Annotated in this window: 16 protein-coding genes; all 16 read right to left on the reverse strand. The window is 70.0% G+C overall.

Annotated features, from left to right (window positions below):
* A partial coding sequence (locus V6M57_RS10475) for a carbamoyl phosphate synthase preATP-grasp domain-containing protein (RefSeq protein ID WP_332814934.1) occupies positions 1 to 192 on the reverse strand: 192 nt, incomplete at its 3' end.
* Positions 193 to 195: 3 nt separating this feature from the next.
* Positions 196 to 1,365: a glutamine-hydrolyzing carbamoyl-phosphate synthase small subunit gene (gene carA / locus V6M57_RS10480; RefSeq protein WP_332814935.1), complete on the reverse strand. Its 1,170-nt coding sequence runs from the start codon at positions 1,363 to 1,365 to the stop codon at positions 196 to 198.
* A gap of 173 nt (positions 1,366 to 1,538) precedes the next feature.
* The gene (locus V6M57_RS10485) at positions 1,539 to 2,306 is read right to left on the reverse strand and encodes a TrmH family RNA methyltransferase (RefSeq protein ID WP_332814936.1); all 768 of its coding nucleotides are present in this window, start codon (positions 2,304 to 2,306) and stop codon (positions 1,539 to 1,541) included.
* Entirely contained in the window at positions 2,303 to 2,968 is a 666-nt protein-coding gene (rnhB, locus tag V6M57_RS10490; protein WP_332814937.1) for a ribonuclease HII, read from the reverse strand. Before rnhB ends, V6M57_RS10485 begins: the two co-directional genes overlap by 4 nt.
* Positions 2,940 to 4,058 carry a lipid-A-disaccharide synthase gene (gene lpxB / locus V6M57_RS10495; protein WP_442968813.1) on the reverse strand — a complete coding sequence of 373 codons (1,119 nt, stop codon included), beginning with the start codon at positions 4,056 to 4,058 and terminating at the stop codon, positions 2,940 to 2,942. Before lpxB ends, rnhB begins: the two co-directional genes overlap by 29 nt.
* A 56-nt stretch (positions 4,059 to 4,114) precedes the next feature.
* Complete coding sequence (gene lpxA, locus V6M57_RS10500; RefSeq protein WP_332814939.1) at positions 4,115 to 4,906, reverse strand: acyl-ACP--UDP-N-acetylglucosamine O-acyltransferase; 792 nt, start codon at positions 4,904 to 4,906, stop codon at positions 4,115 to 4,117.
* A gap of 2 nt (positions 4,907 to 4,908) precedes the next feature.
* A complete protein-coding gene (gene fabZ / locus V6M57_RS10505; protein ID WP_332814940.1) occupies positions 4,909 to 5,352 on the reverse strand; it encodes a 3-hydroxyacyl-ACP dehydratase FabZ in 444 nt (147 codons plus the stop codon).
* Positions 5,349 to 6,317: a UDP-3-O-(3-hydroxymyristoyl)glucosamine N-acyltransferase gene (gene lpxD / locus V6M57_RS10510; RefSeq protein WP_332814941.1), complete on the reverse strand. Its 969-nt coding sequence runs from the start codon at positions 6,315 to 6,317 to the stop codon at positions 5,349 to 5,351. The genes fabZ and lpxD overlap by 4 nt, the downstream gene beginning before the upstream one ends.
* Before the next feature lie 7 nt (positions 6,318 to 6,324).
* Positions 6,325 to 6,834 carry an OmpH family outer membrane protein gene (locus tag V6M57_RS10515; protein ID WP_332814942.1) on the reverse strand — a complete coding sequence of 170 codons (510 nt, stop codon included), beginning with the start codon at positions 6,832 to 6,834 and terminating at the stop codon, positions 6,325 to 6,327.
* Positions 6,834 to 9,128 carry an outer membrane protein assembly factor BamA gene (gene bamA, locus V6M57_RS10520; RefSeq protein WP_442968812.1) on the reverse strand — a complete coding sequence of 765 codons (2,295 nt, stop codon included), beginning with the start codon at positions 9,126 to 9,128 and terminating at the stop codon, positions 6,834 to 6,836. Before bamA ends, V6M57_RS10515 begins: the two co-directional genes overlap by 1 nt.
* Positions 9,129 to 9,184: 56 nt before the next feature.
* Positions 9,185 to 10,561, reverse strand: a complete 1,377-nt coding sequence (rseP, locus tag V6M57_RS10525; RefSeq protein ID WP_332814943.1) for an RIP metalloprotease RseP — start codon at positions 10,559 to 10,561, stop codon at positions 9,185 to 9,187.
* A gap of 17 nt (positions 10,562 to 10,578) precedes the next feature.
* Positions 10,579 to 11,769 carry a 1-deoxy-D-xylulose-5-phosphate reductoisomerase gene (gene dxr / locus V6M57_RS10530; RefSeq protein WP_332814944.1) on the reverse strand — a complete coding sequence of 397 codons (1,191 nt, stop codon included), beginning with the start codon at positions 11,767 to 11,769 and terminating at the stop codon, positions 10,579 to 10,581.
* Positions 11,766 to 12,620 carry a phosphatidate cytidylyltransferase gene (locus V6M57_RS10535; protein ID WP_332814945.1) on the reverse strand — a complete coding sequence of 285 codons (855 nt, stop codon included), beginning with the start codon at positions 12,618 to 12,620 and terminating at the stop codon, positions 11,766 to 11,768. Before V6M57_RS10535 ends, dxr begins: the two co-directional genes overlap by 4 nt.
* A gap of 5 nt (positions 12,621 to 12,625) precedes the next feature.
* Positions 12,626 to 13,351 (reverse strand): polyprenyl diphosphate synthase, encoded by a 726-nt coding sequence (gene uppS, locus V6M57_RS10540; protein ID WP_332814980.1) that lies wholly within the window; start codon positions 13,349 to 13,351, stop codon positions 12,626 to 12,628.
* Positions 13,348 to 13,911, reverse strand: coding sequence for a ribosome recycling factor (gene frr, locus V6M57_RS10545; RefSeq protein WP_332814946.1), 564 nt, complete (start codon positions 13,909 to 13,911; stop codon positions 13,348 to 13,350). Before frr ends, uppS begins: the two co-directional genes overlap by 4 nt.
* 19 nt (positions 13,912 to 13,930) lie before the next feature.
* Entirely contained in the window at positions 13,931 to 14,650 is a 720-nt protein-coding gene (gene pyrH / locus V6M57_RS10550) for a UMP kinase (protein ID WP_332814947.1), read from the reverse strand.
* Positions 14,651 to 14,673: the final 23 nt, after the last annotated feature.

The following is a 14,673-nucleotide window of genomic DNA, read 5'->3' on the forward strand; positions in this document are numbered from 1 at the left end:
GGTGACGTCGGCCGTGGCCGGGTCGGTCATGATCGTCGCCGGGTTGGAGTTGATCAGGATGACCTTGTAGCCCTCCTCGCGCAGCGCCTTGCAGGCCTGCACGCCGGAGTAGTCGAACTCGCAGGCCTGGCCGATGACGATGGGGCCGGCGCCGATGATGAGGATGGAACGGATGTCGGAACGCTTGGGCATGTCTTACTTCTTCTTCTCGTCCATCAGCCGGGTGAACTTGTCGAACAGGTAGCCGATGTCGTGGGGGCCAGGCGACGCTTCTGGATGGCCCTGGAAGCAGAACGCCGGCCTGTCGGTGCGCTCGAATCCCTGCAGCGTGCCGTCGAACAGCGACACGTGGGTGGGGCGCACGTTGGCGGGCAGCGACTTCTCGTCCACCGCGAAACCGTGGTTCTGGCTGGTGATGGACACCCGGCCGTCGTCCAGGTCCTTGACCGGATGGTTGGCGCCGTGGTGGCCGAACTTCATCTTGTAGGTCTTCGCGCCCGAGGCCAGCGCCATGATCTGGTGGCCCAGGCAGATGCCGAAGGTGGGGTAGCCGGCCTCGATCAGTTCGCGCGTGGATTCGATGGCGTAGTCGCAGGGCTCGGGGTCGCCCGGGCCGTTGGACAGGAACACGCCGTCGGGATCGAGCTTGCGGATCTCCGCCGCAGTCGTCTTCGCGGGAACCACCGTGACCTTGCAGCCGCGCTCGGCGAGCATGCGCAGGATGTTCTTCTTGACGCCGTAGTCGAAGGCGACGACGTGGTACCTGGGCTTTTCCAGCCGGCCGTAGCCGGTGCCCAGCTGCCATTCGGTCTGCTCCCAGCCATAGGGCTGGCCCGCCGTGACGACCTGGGCCAGGTCCTGGCCGTTCATGGCGGGCGCGCGGCGCGCTATCGCAACGGCCTTCTCGACGATCTCGGGCGTGATCTCCTGCCCTGCCGGCAGTGCCATCAGGCAGCCGTTCTGGGCGCCCTTGCTGCGCAGCAGGCGGGTGAGCTTGCGCGTATCGATGTCCGCGATGCCGACGGTGTTCTCGCGCTGCAGGTACTCGGACAGCGTCAGGTGCGAGCGGAAGTTGGAAGCGACCAGCGGCAGGTCGCGGATGACGAGGCCGGCGGCATGCACCCGGGCCGCTTCGACGTCCTCTTCGTTGACGCCGTAGTTGCCGATGTGCGGGTAGGTCAGGGTGACGATCTGCCGCGCGTAGCTGGGGTCGGTGAGGATTTCCTGGTAGCCGGTCATGGCCGTGTTGAACACGACCTCGCCGGTGGCGGTGCCGGCGGCGCCGATGGAAGTGCCAGGAAAGACCGTACCGTCCGCGAGCGCCAGGAGGGCGGCAGGGCGAGCTCCCTGTTGAGACAAAAGCACTGGGTTCTCCGGATGGTGACGGTACGCCCAAACGACAGCCGGAACTTCGGTTCCGGTGTTGCTTTTGTTCAGGGGAGGAGCTTCGGCTGCGCTAGGCGTACGGGTTTGCGGGAAAGCCTCCAATTATAGCCCGCGTGCTGCATTTCCTGCAGTGGAAGCGGCTTTCCGGGGCATCAGCCCAGTTGGGCGGCGGCGCTGGCGTGCAGGCAGATGGCGGCCGCGGCAGCGACGTTCAGCGACTCTTCACCGCCGGGCTGCGCAATGCGCAGGTGGGCGGACGCGCGCGCGCCTACGTCGGCCGACACCCCCTGCCCTTCGTGCCCGAACACCCAGGCGCAAGGCCACGGCAGCGCCGCCCGGTGCAGCAGTTCGCCTTCGTGCGAGCTGGTCGCCAGCAGCGGCACCGCGAGCGCCTGCAGCAGCGCAGGATCGGCAGCGTCGAACAGGTCCAGCGCGAAGTGCGCGCCCATGCCGGCGCGCAGCACCTTGGGCGACCACAGGGCGGCGGTGCCCTTCTGCGCCACCACCTGGCGGAACCCGAACGCCGCAGCGCTGCGAAGGATGGCACCCACGTTGCCGGCGTCCTGCACGCGGTCCAGCACCACGGTGGCCGCCGCGGGATCGAACGGCGGTGCCGCCGGCAGGTCCAGCACGAAGCCCATGCGGGCCGGCGACTCCAGGCTGCTGAGCGCCGCGAACAGCGGATCGGCGAAGACCAGGGTGCGGGGTGCCGGCAGGCGCTGCTGCGCCGGGCAGGTTTCGGCGTACACGGCCAGCTGCGCCTGGACGCCGCGCGCCAGCGCCGCCCGGCACAGGTGGTCGCCCTCCAGCCAGATGCGGCCCTGCTTGCGCCAGCCGGTGCTGTCGTGCGCCAGCAGGCGCAGCGCCTTGAACTGCGGATTGGCCGTGGAGCGGATGACCGCAGGCGGGGCTTCGCTCACGCCGCCGCGGCGAGCCCGTCGCCGCCCTCGGCGTCATTGCCCGCCAGCATCAGGCTGACCGCCACGGGGTTGAAGAACCTGCGGTGGTGCGGGCAGGCGCCATGCACCTTCAGCGCCTGCAGGTGCTCGCGCGTGCTGTAGCCCTTGTGCGAGGCGAAGCCGTACTGCGGGAACTCCTCGTGCAGTTGCGCGAGGAGGCGGTCGCGGTGGACCTTGGCCAGGATGGACGCCGCCGAAATCGACTTCACCTTGGCATCGCCGCCGACGATGGCCTCGGCCAGCACGTCGATGCGCGGCAGCGCGTTGCCGTCCACCAGCACCTTCGCCGGCTTCAGGCGCAATCCCTCGACGGCGCGCTTCATCGCCAGCAGGGTGGCGTGGTAGATGTTGAGGCTGTCGATCTCCTGGACGCTGGCCTGCGCGATCGAGCAGCACAGGGCCTTGTCCATGATCTGGTCGTACAGGCGCTCGCGCTGCAGTGCGGTGAGCACCTTGGAGTCGGCCAGCCCGCGGATGCGCCGGCTGTCGTCCAGGATCACCGCCGCCGCCACCACCGGCCCCGCCAGCGGTCCGCGCCCGGCCTCGTCCACGCCGGCCATCAGGCCGAGCGGATCCCAGGCCAGATGGCCCTGCTCACCCTTCGATGACTTTCTCGATCGCATCGGTCGCCAGGCGGGCCGTGTCGCGCCGCAACTGGTGGTGCAACACGGTGAACTGTTCCCGCACGGCCGCCATTCTGGCAGGTGCCGCGAGCCAGTCCAAGACCGCGCGCGACAGGGCCTCGGGGTTGGCGTCGCGCTGCAACAACTCGGGCACCACGAAATCCCCGGCCAGGATGTTGGGCAGGCCGACCCAGGGCTGCAGCTGCTGGCGGCGCATCAGCTGCCAACTGATCGCGTTCATCCGGTAGGCGATCACCATCGGCCGCTTGAACAGCGCCGCCTCCAGCGTGGCCGTTCCGCTGGCGACGAGAGTCAGGTCGCAGGCGGCCAGCGCGCGGTGCGACTGGCCGTCCAGCAGCTGCAGGCCTTCCGCCAGCCCGGCGCGCAGCGCCGCCGCCTCGATGGCCGGGCGCAGCGGGCGCAGCGCCGGCACGATGAAGCGCAGCCCGGGGCGGCGCTGGCGCAGCAGCGCCGCGGCCTCGAAGAACGGCTGCGCCAGGTACTGCACCTCGGAGGCGCGGCTGCCGGGCAGGATGGCCACCACCTCGTCCGCCTCGCCCAACCCGAGTTCCGCCCGTGCCGCGGCGCGGTCCGGCTCGAGCGGGATCACGCCGGCCAGCGGATGGCCCACGTAGGTGCCGCGCACGCCGTGCCGTGCCAGCAGCGCAGGCTCGAACGGGAAGATGCAGAGCACGTGGTCGCAGGCGCGCCGGATCTTCTCGATGCGCTGCGGCCGCCAGGCCCAGATGGAGGGACAGACGAAGTGCACGGTCCGCACGCGGCGCTCGCGCAGCTGCAGCTCCAGGTCGAGGTTGAAATCGGGGGCATCCACGCCCACGAAGGCGCTGGGGCGCTCGCGCAGCAGCCGCTCGCGCAACTGCCTGCGGATGCCCGCGATCTCGCGATAGTGCCGCAGCACCTCCACGTAGCCCCGCACCGCCAGCTTGTCGTGCGGCCACCAGGCCTGGAACCCCTCGGCAGCCATCTGCGGGCCGCCGATGCCCACTGCCTGCAACCCCGGCCAGCGTTGCCGCAGGCCGCCCAGCAGCAGGCCGGCCAGCAGGTCGCCCGACGCCTCGCCGGCCACCATCGCGATGCAAGGGTCGGTCGACGACCCGGCCTGCTGCGGCGGCGGGCCGGGTGGGCTCACCGCACGATGCCGCGCTGCGGCGACACGCGAACCAGGAAGTCCTCCATCAGCTGCACGTCGGCGGCCGCGGAGGGCGCCTCGCTCGCCAGGGCGGCCAGGCGCTCGCGGGCCTGCTCCAGCGTCAGGCCGTCGCGGTACAGCGCCTTGTGCATGGCCTTGACCGCGGCGATGCGTTCGGCGGAGAAGCCGCGCCGGCGCAACCCCTCGTAGTTCATGGAGCGCGCCTGCGCCGGCTGACCCTGGCTCATCACGAAGGGAGGCTGGTCGGCGAACAGCAGCGAGCACATGGCCGTCATGGCGTGGGCGCCGATGCGCACGAACTGGTGCACCACGGTGAAGCCGCCCAGGATGGCCCAGTCGCCCACCTCCACGTGCCCGGCCAGCTGCGAGTTGTTGGCGAAGATGGTGTGGTTGCCGACCACGCAGTCGTGCGCCAGGTGCACGTAGGCCATCAGCCAGTTGTCGTTGCCCACGCGGGTGGCGCCGCCGCCGCCGGGCGAGCCGATGTTGAAGGTGCTGAACTCGCGGATGGTGTTGCGGTCGCCGATCACCAGTTCGCACGGTTCGCCGGCGTACTTCTTGTCCTGCGGGATGCCGCCGAGCGCGACGAAGTGGAAGATGCGGTTGTCCTCGCCGATGGTGGTGCGGCCTTCGATCACCGCATGGGCGCCCACCGTGGTGCGCGCGCCGATCTTCACCTCGGGGCCGATCACCGAATACGGCCCTATGCTCGCGCTGGCGTCGACCTGCGCGCGCGGATCGACGATGGCCGTCGGGTGGATGGCCATGCTCACGCCACCGCGCGCATGGTGCACATCAGCTCGGCCTCGCAGGCGACCTCCTCCCCCACGCGGGCGACGCCCTTGAACTTGTAGATGCCGGACTTGGCCCGCTCCAGCGTGACGTCCATCACCAGCTGGTCGCCCGGCTCGACCGGCCGCTTGAAACGGGCGCCGTCGATGCCGGCGAAGTAGTAGACGCTCTTGTCGTCGAGCGTGATGCCCATGGTGGCGAAGGACAGCAGCGCGGCGGCCTGCGCCATGGCTTCGAGCATCAGCACGCCCGGCATCACCGGGCGCTGCGGGAAGTGGCCGGTGAAGAAGGGCTCGTTGATCGTGACGTTCTTGATGGCGCGGATGCTCTTGCCCAGCTCGATCGACTCGACGCGGTCGACCAGCAGGATGGGATAGCGGTGGGGCAGCTGCTTGAGGATCTGGTGGATGTCCAGTTTCATGACTTCTTCTCGAGGGCGCGCACGCGATCGCGCAGGGCGGCCAGCTGCTTGAGCGAGGCCGCGTTCTTCTCCCAGGCGGCATTCTCGTCGATGGGGAACACGCCCGTGTAATGGCCGGGCTTGAGGATGGAGCGCGTGACCAGCGAGAAGGAAGAGATGTGCACATGGTCGGCGATGACCAGGTGGCCCAGGATGCCGGCGCTGCCGCCTATGGTGCAGTGGGCGCCAATCGTGGCGCTGCCGGCGATGCCGGCACAGCCCGCGATGGCGGTGTGGCGGCCGATGCGCACGTTGTGGCCGACCTGGATCAGGTTGTCCAGCTTGACGCCGTCCTCGATCACGGTGTCGGCCAGCGCGCCGCGGTCGATGCAGGTGTTGGCGCCGATCTCCACGTCGTCGCCGATGCGCACGGCGCCGAGCTGCTCGATCTTCTCCCATTCGCCGCCGCGCGGTGCGAAGCCGAAGCCGTCGGCGCCGATCACCACGCCCGGGTGCAGGATGCAGCGTGCGCCGATGACGCAGCCCTCGCCCACGGTCACGCGCGACTTGAGCACCGTGCCGGCACCGATGCGGGCGCCGCGCTCGACCACGCACAGCGGCCCGATGCGGGCGCCGGGATCGACCTCGGCTTGCGGGTCGACCACGGCGCTGGGGTGCACCGCGGGCCCCTGCGGCGGGGCCGAGCGCGACTTCCACAGCTGCGTGACCCGTGCGAAATAGAGGTAGGGATCGTCGGCCACGATGGCCGCGCCGCGGCCCAGCGCAGGCTCTGCCATGGCGGGGCCGACGATGACGCAGGCCGCCTTCGAGGCCGCGAGCTGCTGTCCGTAGCGCGGATTGCTCAGGAAGCTCAGCTGGGCCGGGCCGGCCGATTCGAGCGGTGCCAGCCCCTCGATGCCGATCGCAGGGTCGCCGTGCAACTCGCCGCCGAGCGAACCCACGATGTCGCCCAGACGAAGCCGCACGCGGGCCTCACTTGGCGGCGTTGAGCGCCTTGATCACCTTCTCGGTGATGTCGTGCTTGGGGTTGATGTAGACCGCTTCCTGCAGGATCAGGTCGTACTTCTCCTGCTCGGCGACCTGCTTGACCACGCGGTTGGCGCGCTCGAGGACCGACTGCAACTCTTCGTTCTTGCGCGCGTTCAGGTCTTCCTGGTACTCGCGGCGCTTGCGCTGGAACTCGCGGTCCTGGTCGATCAGCTGCTTCTGGCGCTGCTGGCGCTGGCTCTCCGACAGGGTCGGCGCCTCGCGCTCGTAGCGCTCGGACAGGCTCTTGAGCGAGTTGCCCAACTCGGCCAGTTCCTTCTCGCGGCGCGAGAACTCCTGTTCCAGCTTGGCTTGCGCCTGCTTGGCGGTGTTGGCTTCGCGGAAGATGCGGTCGGTGTTGACGAAACCGACCTTGAATTCCTGCGCGAAGGCGGGCGCGGCGAGGGCCAGGGCGCACACCAGCGCCCACAGCGAGGGACGGCTCAGATACTTCATCAGAAGGCGGTTCCGATCTGGAATTGAATGCGCTGGATTCTATCTCCGGCGAACTTGCGCACCGGCTGCGCGATCGCCAGCCGCAGCGGGCCGATCGGCGAGAGCCAGGACACCCCGGCACCGACCGACGCGCGCATCTGGCCGAAATCCACCTTCTCGTTCTCGCCGTACACGTTGCCGACGTCCACGAAGCCGAACAGCCGCAGGGTGCGGTCGTTGCCGGCGCCCGGGAAGGGCGTGAACAGCTCGCCATTGAGGGTGACCTTGCGCGAGCCGCCGATGCTGGCTCCCGTGACGTCGCGCGGCCCCAGCGTGCCCTGCTCGAAGCCGCGCACCGAGCCCAGGCCGCCCGAGTAGAAGTTCTTGAGCACCGGGAACGGGCGCCCGCCCAGCCCCTTGCCCCAGCCCAGTTCGCCGTTGAAGGCCACGGTGAACTGCTTGTTCAGCGGGATGTAGTGCTGGTACTGGTAGCTGCCGCGCAGGTAGCGCCCGTCGGCGAACAGGCTCGCCTCGCCGTTCAGCCGCTGCAGCCGCCCCTCGGTGGGCGCAATGGCGCTGTCGCGGTCGTCGCGCGACCAGCCGATGGTCAGCGGCACGTTGTAGCTGGTGAGTCCCGCGCGCGCCGCGTAGGCCAGGTAGGCCGCCGGGATGTTGGTGCCCGGGCGGATCTCGGCGCGCTCCAGGCCCAGCCCGAAGTAGACCGTGTCGAACTCGCTGAAGGGAACGCCGAAGCGCAGGCTGGCGCCGGTGGTGGCCAGCGAGTAGTTGCCGCCCTGCTCCTCGTACGGCTTGGAGTTGCGGTGGTAGACGTCGACCGTGCGCGAGATCCCGTCGCGGGTGAAGTACGGATCGACCGAGGTGAAGGCGATCGTGCGGTTGTACTTGCTGGTGTTCAGCTCCACCGCCAGGTACTGGCCGGAGCCGAAGGCGTTTTCCTGCTTGATGGAAAAGCCCAGCCCGAGCTTCTCGGCGCTGGAGAAGCCGGCCGACAGCTGCAGGCTGCCGGTGGGCTTCTCGACCACCGAGATGTTCAGGTCGACCTGGTCGGGCGCGCCGGGGACGTCGGCGGTCTCGACGTTGATCTCGCGGAAGAACCCGAGCCGGTCGACGCGGTCGCGCGAGAGCTTGATCTTTTCGGCGTCGTACCAGCTCGACTCGAACTGGCGGAACTCGCGCCGGATCACTTCGTCGCGGGTACGGTTGTTGCCCGAGATGTTGATGCGGCGCACGTAGGCGCGCCGCGAGGGCTCCGAGACGATGGTGAAGGCCACCAGGTTCTTCTCGCGGTCGATCTCGGGGCGGGCCTCCACGCTGGCGAAGGCGTAGCCGAAATTGCCGAAGTAGTCGCTGAACTGGCGGGTGGTCTCGGCCACCTGCTCGGCGTTGTAGGGTTCGCCGGCGCGGATCCGGACCAGGCTCTTGAACTCCTCCTCGCGGCCGAGGTAGTTGCCCTCGAGCCTGACGCCGCTGACCACGAAGCGCTCGCCCTCGGTCACGTTGACCGTGATCGTGATGTCCTGCTTGTCCGGCGAGATGGCGACCTGGGTGGAGTCGATGCGGAACTCCAGGAAGCCGCGGTTCAGGTAGTAGGAGCGCAGGCTCTCCAGGTCGGCATTGAGCTTGGCGCGCGAGTAGCGGTCGGACTTGGTGTACCAGGACAGCCAGCCGCCGGTGTCCAGGTCGAACAGGCCCTTGAGCGTGCCCTCGCCGAAGGCCCTGTTGCCGACGATGCGGATGTCCTTGATGCGCGCCGGATCGCCCTCGGTGATGCTGAAGGTCAGGTTGACGCGGTTGCGCTCGATCGGCGTGACGGTGGTCACCACCTCGGCGCCGTACAGGCTGCGGTTGATGTACTGGCGGCGCAGTTCCTGCTCGGCCCGGTCGACCAGCGCCTGGTCGTAGGGGCGGCCCTCGGTCAGGCCGATCTCGCGCAGGGCCTTCTTCAGGGTGTCCTGGTCGAACTCCTTCTCGCCGACGAAGTCGACGCCGGCGACCGTGGGGCGTTCTTCCACGATCACCACCAGCACGTCGCCCGAGACCTCGAGCCGCACGTCCTTGAACAGCCCCAGCCCGAACAGCGACCGGATCGCGGCCGAGCCCTTCTCGTCGGTGTACTGGTCGCCCACGCGGAACGGCAGCGAGGCGAAGACCGTGCCCGGTTCCACGCGCTGCAGCCCCTCGACGCGGATGTCCCGCACGGTGAAGGGATCGACCGCCCAGGCGTGGGCGGCAAATGCGGCGGCGACCAGGCCCGTGACGGCGCGCGCGCGCATGCGCTTGAATTGATTCTTCATTGAGTCCTGGTGGCCCCGCCGTCCTCCGGGGCTGGCCGCTGCAGGCCGCTTGTCGTTCAACCGAAGAGACGCGTGACGTCGTTGAACAGTGCGATGGTCATCATCACCAGAAGCACCGCCACCCCGCCGCGCTGCAGCCTCTCCATCCACGCGTCCGGGACGCTCCGCCCCGTGGCCGCCTCCCAAAGATAATACATCAGGTGCCCCCCATCGAGGACCGGGAGAGGCAGCAGGTTGAGCACCCCGAGGCTCACGCTGATCATGGCCAGGAAGGCCACGTACTGCAGCAGTCCCAGGCTGGCGGACTTGCCCGCGTAGTCGGCGATCGTCAGCGGCCCGCTCAGGTTCTTCAGCGAGGCCTCGCCGATCACCATGCGCCCCAGCATGCGCACGGTGAGCACCGATACCTCCCAGGTGCGCACGGCGCCGCGCCACAGGCCCTCGATCGGTCCGTAGCGCACTTCCACCATCTCCGGTGCCGCGCCCACGAAGGCGCCGATGCGGCCGATGCGGCGCTCGCCTTCGTTCACGACCTGCGGCGCCACGTCCAGTTCGAGCACGCGGCCCTCGCGCTCGACGCGCCAGGTGCGGGCCGGCGGGGCGCCGTCGGCCGCCTGCGCCCGGATCCATTCGCGCAGCTGCTGGCCGTCGACCACCGGCGTGCCGCCCACGCGCAGCACCAGGTCGCCCTTGCGCAGGCCGGCCTGCGCGGCCGCGCCCCCGGCGACCACGTCGCCGATCACCGGTCGGGTGAGCGGCCCCAGCAGGCCGATGCGCCGGAACAGCTGCGCATCGGCATCGGGCGATGCGATGCCGCTCAGCGGCAGCTGCACCTCGCGCTCGCCGGCGCGCCCTTCCTCCGTGACGGCCAGGCGGACGTCGCGCGCATCGAGCGCACCGCGGGTGAGCAGCCAGCGCAGCTCCTCGAACGAGCGGACCGGCTCCATCCCGGCGCCCTCGAACCCGGCGCGCGTGACCGTTTCGCCGCCTTGCAGGCCGGCCTGCTGCGCCACCGAACCGGCCACCGGCGATGCCAGCACGGGCCGCGGCTCCTGCACGCCCCACCAGTTGATGCCGGCATACAGCAGCACCGCCAGCAGCAGGTTGGCCAGCGGCCCGGCGGCGACGATCATCGCGCGCGAGCGCAGCGGCTGGGTGTTGAAGGCCAGGTGGCGCTCGTGCGGGGCGACCGGCCCTTCGCGCTCGTCCAGCATCTTCACGTAGCCGCCCAGCGGGAACGCGGCGATCACGAACTCGGTGTCCTGCCCGCGCCGCTGCCGGCGCGGCTTCCAGCGGTACAGCGTGTGCCCGAAGCCGACCGAGAAGCGCAGCACCTTGACGCCGCAGGCCACGGCCACCCGGTAGTGGCCCCATTCGTGGATGGCCACCAGCAGGCCCAGGGCGACGATGAAGGCGACGACGGTGGTCAGCATGGCGGCGGCTCCCGGGCTCAGCCGAACTTCGCGATGGCGGCGCGCGCAGCCAGCCGTGCGCCCGCGTCCAGCGCCAGCAGGTCGGCCAGCGCCTGCGGCTTGGAGGGCTGCACGCGCTCCAAAGTTGCAAGGTTCACGGCATGGATCTGGTCGAAGCGGATGCGGCGGTCCAGGAAGGCGGCGACCGCCTCCTCGTTGGCCGCGTTCAGCACGGCCGTGGTGCCGGCCGGCGCGCGCAGCGCATCCCAGGCCAGCTGCAGCCCCGGGAAGCGTTCGCGGTGGCCATGGCTGTCGAGCGATTCGAAGCTCATGTCGGCCAGCGCCGTGAAGTCCAGCGGGTCGGCGCCCGAGGCGATGCGCTCCGGCCAGGCCAGCCCGTAGGCGATGGGCACGCGCATGTCGGGCGTGCCGAGCTGGGCCACCACCGAATGGTCGCGGTACTGGACCATGGAGTGGATCACGCTCTGCGGATGGATCACCACCTGGAGCCGCTCGGGCGGCAACCCGAACAGGTAGCGCGCCTCGATCACCTCCAGCGCCTTGTTCATCATGGTGGCCGAGTCGACCGAGATCTTGCGCCCCATCACCCAGTTCGGGTGCGCACACGCCTGCTCCGGCGTGACCTCGCGCAGGGTCGGCACCGCGCGCCGGCGGAACGGGCCGCCGGAGGCCGTCAGGATGATCTTGTCGACGCGCTGCGGCCAGGTCGCCGGGTCCTCCGGCAGCGACTGGAAGATGGCGGAGTGCTCGCTGTCGATCGGCAGCAGGGTGGCGCCGCCGTCGCGAACGGCCTGCAGGAACAGCTCCCCGCCGACGACCAGCGCTTCCTTGTTGGCCAGCAGCAGGCGCTTGCCGGCACGCGCCGCCGCCAGGCAGGACGACAGGCCGGCGGCGCCGACGATGGCCGCCATCACCGTGTCCACGTCCCCGCGCACCACCAGTTCGTCGAGCGCGGCGTCGCCTCCGAGCACCGCCACGGGCAGGCGCTCGGCCTCCACGCGCGCCGCCAGTTCGCGTGCCGCGCCTTCGTGGGCCATGACGGCAAAGCGCGGGCGGAACCGCGCGCACTGCGCCAGCATCGGCTCCACCCGCGAGCCGGCGCTGAGCACCACGACTTCGTACCGGTCGGGATGGCGCGCGACCACGTCCAGCGTGTTGGCGCCGATCGAGCCGGTGCAGCCCAGGATGGCAAGGCGCTGGCGGGTCATGGGCGGGCGTAGGTCGACAGCATCATGGCAAGGGGAAGCGTGGGCAGCAGCGCATCGACGCGGTCGAGCACGCCGCCGTGGCCGGGCAGCAGCCCGCTGGAGTCCTTCGCGCCGGCACTGCGCTTGACCAGCGATTCGACCAGGTCGCCCACCACGCTCATGGCGACGAGGAAGAGCGCGCCCGGCACCACGAGCCAGGCGCCCGCGGCCGCCAGGCGGCTGTAGAGGCTGGGCACCTGCGCCTGCCAGTAGGCGTCGCCGGCAACCCAGGCGTAGGCCAGCACCAGCACGCCGGCCATCCCGCCCCAGACGCCTTCCCAGCTCTTGCCGGGGCTGATCGCCGGGGCGAGCTTGTTGCGCGAGAACTTCAGGCCGAACGCGCGGCCGGCAAAGTAGGCGGCAATGTCGGCCACCCACACCAGCAGCAGCACGGACAGCAGGTAATTGATCCCGATGATGCGCGCCTGCACCACCGCCAGCCAGGCCAGGCACAGGGCCAGCAGCCCGCCGGCCAGCCGGACGGCGCGGGGGATGCCCGGCCAGCCGCGCACGCCGGCGCGCAACAGTCCCGCACCGGCCAGCACCCAGGCGCCCCCGGCCGCGGCCCACACCAGCGGCAGGGGCCGGTCCAGCCAGCCCGCGCCCCAGGCGGCGGCGCAGAAGGCCGCGCACAGCGCGCCCAGCGAAACGGCGGCGGCTTCGCTGCAACCGTTGAGGCGGGCGAACTCCCAGGCGCCGGCCGCGATCAGCAGCAGCATCAGCACGGCGAACGGCCAGGGCGTCGGCCAGAACAGCGCCGGCAGCAGGATGGCCAGCAGGACGACGGCCGTGATGACGCGCTGCTTGAGCATGGCGCTCAGGCAGCCTTGCGCGGAGCCGGCTGCTGCAGTTGCTGGGAGGTTCGGCCGAAGCGCCGCTCGCGGCGGGCGTAATCGGCGATGGCCGCGTCCAGTTCGGCGGCGCTGAATTCGGGCCAGAGCTTGTCGGTGAAGTACAGCTCGGAATAGGCCGCCTGCCAGAGCAGGAAGTTGGAAAGCCGCTGCTCGCCGCCGGTGCGGATCAGCAGGTCGGGATCGGGTACGTGGGCCAGTGCCATCGCACGGTCCAGCGACTGCTCGGTGATGGGCTCGCCGCGCGCGGCCAGCCCCGCCGCCGCCTGCGCGATGTCCCATCGGCCGCCGTAACTGAAGCAGATGTTGAAGACCAGGCGGCTGTTGGCCGCGGTCGCGGCCTCGGCCTGTGCGAGCCCGGCGCGCACCTTCTCCGACAGGCCCGAGCGGTCGCCGACGAAGTGGATGCGCACGCCTTCCGCCTTGAGGTGCGGCACCTCGCGCGACAGCGCGACGGCCAGCAGTTCCATCAGGCCGGAGACCTCCTCGGGCGGGCGGTTCCAGTTCTCGGACGAGAACGCGAACACGGTCAGCACGCCGACGCCCCGCTCGCCGCAGTGGCGCACGCAGGCGCGCAGGGCATCGACGCCCTTCTTGTGGCCGGCCACGCGCGGCAGGCAGCGCCGGGTGGCCCAGCGCCCGTTGCCGTCCATGACGATGGCGATGTGGTGGGGAACGGCGCTCACGGTCAGACCGCCAGGATCTCCTGCTCCTTGGACTCGACCATCCTGTCGATCTCGGCCACGTGGCGGTCGGTCGTCTTCTGGATGTCGGCCTCGGCGCGCTTCTGCTCGTCCTCGGAGGCGAGCTTGTCCTTGACCAGCTTCTGCACGGCGTTGTTGGCGTCGCGGCGCAGGTTGCGGATGGCGATCTTGGCGGCCTCGCCTTCGTGGCGCACCAGCTTGGTCATTTCCTTGCGGCGCTCTTCGCTCATGGGCGGCATGGGCACCCGGATCAGGTCGCCCATGGAGGCCGGGTTCAGGCCCAGGTCGCTCTCGCGGATGGCCTTCTCGATCTTGGCGCCCATGCCCTTTTCCCAGGGCTGCACGCTGATGGTGCGGGCATCCAGCAGCGAGACGTTGGCCACCTGGCTGATCGGCAGCATGGAGCCGTAGTAGTCGACGTGCACCGTGTCCAGCAGGCCGGGGTTGGCGCGGCCGGTGCGGATCTTGGTCAGGTTGGTCTTGAAGGCCGCGATGGACTGGTCCATCTTGGCTTCGGTCGTCTTCTTGGTCTCGGCGATGGTCGTCATGGCGTTTTCCTCCGGTTCGTCAGGCGCACACCAGCGTGCCCTCGTCCTCGCCCATCACGGCGCGGCGCAGCGCGCCGTGCTTGAAGATGGAGAAAACCTTGATGGGCAGCTTCTGGTCGCGGCACAAGGCGAAGGCGGTGGCGTCCATGATGCCCAGGTTGCGCGACATCGCCTCGTCGAAAGTGATCCGGCCGTAGCGCGTGGCGGACGGGTCCTTCTTGGGATCGGCCGAATAGACGCCGTCGACCTTGGTGGCCTTGAGGACCAGTTCGGCGCCGATCTCGGCGCCGCGCAGGGCCGCGGCGGTGTCGGTGGTGAAGAAGGGGTTGCCGGTGCCGGCCGCGAAGATCACCACCTTGCCCTCTTCCAGGTACTGCAGGGCCTTGGGCCGCACGTAGGGTTCGACCACCTGCTCGATGGCGATGGCCGACATCACGCGCGCCACCAGCCCCTGCTTGTTCATGGTGTCGGCCAGCGCCAGCGCGTTCATCACCGTGGCCAGCATGCCCATGTAGTCGGCGGTGGCGCGGTCCATCCCGACCGAGCCGCCGGCGACGCCGCGGAAGATGTTGCCGCCGCCGATGACCACCGCCACCTGCACCCCGCTGTTCACCACCTCGGCGATCTCCTCGACCATGCGCACGATGGTGGCGCGGTTGATGCCGAACGGGTCGTCCCCCATCAGCGCTTCTCCGGACAGCTTGAGCAGGATGCGCTTGTGGGCGGGGGCTGCGGTCATTCAGGGACTCCGGGTGTGGCGAG

Origin of the sequence: Ramlibacter sp. (assembly GCF_036676645.1) — a bacterium.
In the GTDB taxonomy this organism is placed as follows: Bacteria; Pseudomonadota; Gammaproteobacteria; order Burkholderiales; family Burkholderiaceae_C; genus Ramlibacter.

Coding starts and splice junctions, on each gene's coding strand:
- lpxA (WP_332814939.1), bottom strand. CDS start 4,906: ATGGCCATCCACCCGACGGCCATCGTCGATCCGCGCGCGCAGGTCGAC.
- dxr (WP_332814944.1), bottom strand. CDS start 11,769: ATGACCCGCCAGCGCCTTGCCATCCTGGGCTGCACCGGCTCGATCGGC.
- pyrH (WP_332814947.1), bottom strand. CDS start 14,650: ATGACCGCAGCCCCCGCCCACAAGCGCATCCTGCTCAAGCTGTCCGGA.
- lpxB (WP_442968813.1), bottom strand. CDS start 4,058: ATGGTGGCCGGCGAGGCGTCGGGCGACCTGCTGGCCGGCCTGCTGCTG.
- rnhB (WP_332814937.1), bottom strand. CDS start 2,968: ATGCGATCGAGAAAGTCATCGAAGGGTGAGCAGGGCCATCTGGCCTGG.
- V6M57_RS10535 (WP_332814945.1), bottom strand. CDS start 12,620: ATGCTCAAGCAGCGCGTCATCACGGCCGTCGTCCTGCTGGCCATCCTG.
- rseP (WP_332814943.1), bottom strand. CDS start 10,561: ATGCTGACCACCGTCGTCGCCTTCATCGTCGCCCTGGGCCTGCTGGTG.
- frr (WP_332814946.1), bottom strand. CDS start 13,911: ATGACGACCATCGCCGAGACCAAGAAGACGACCGAAGCCAAGATGGAC.
- bamA (WP_442968812.1), bottom strand. CDS start 9,128: ATGAAGAATCAATTCAAGCGCATGCGCGCGCGCGCCGTCACGGGCCTG.
- V6M57_RS10515 (WP_332814942.1), bottom strand. CDS start 6,834: ATGAAGTATCTGAGCCGTCCCTCGCTGTGGGCGCTGGTGTGCGCCCTG.
- fabZ (WP_332814940.1), bottom strand. CDS start 5,352: ATGAAACTGGACATCCACCAGATCCTCAAGCAGCTGCCCCACCGCTAT.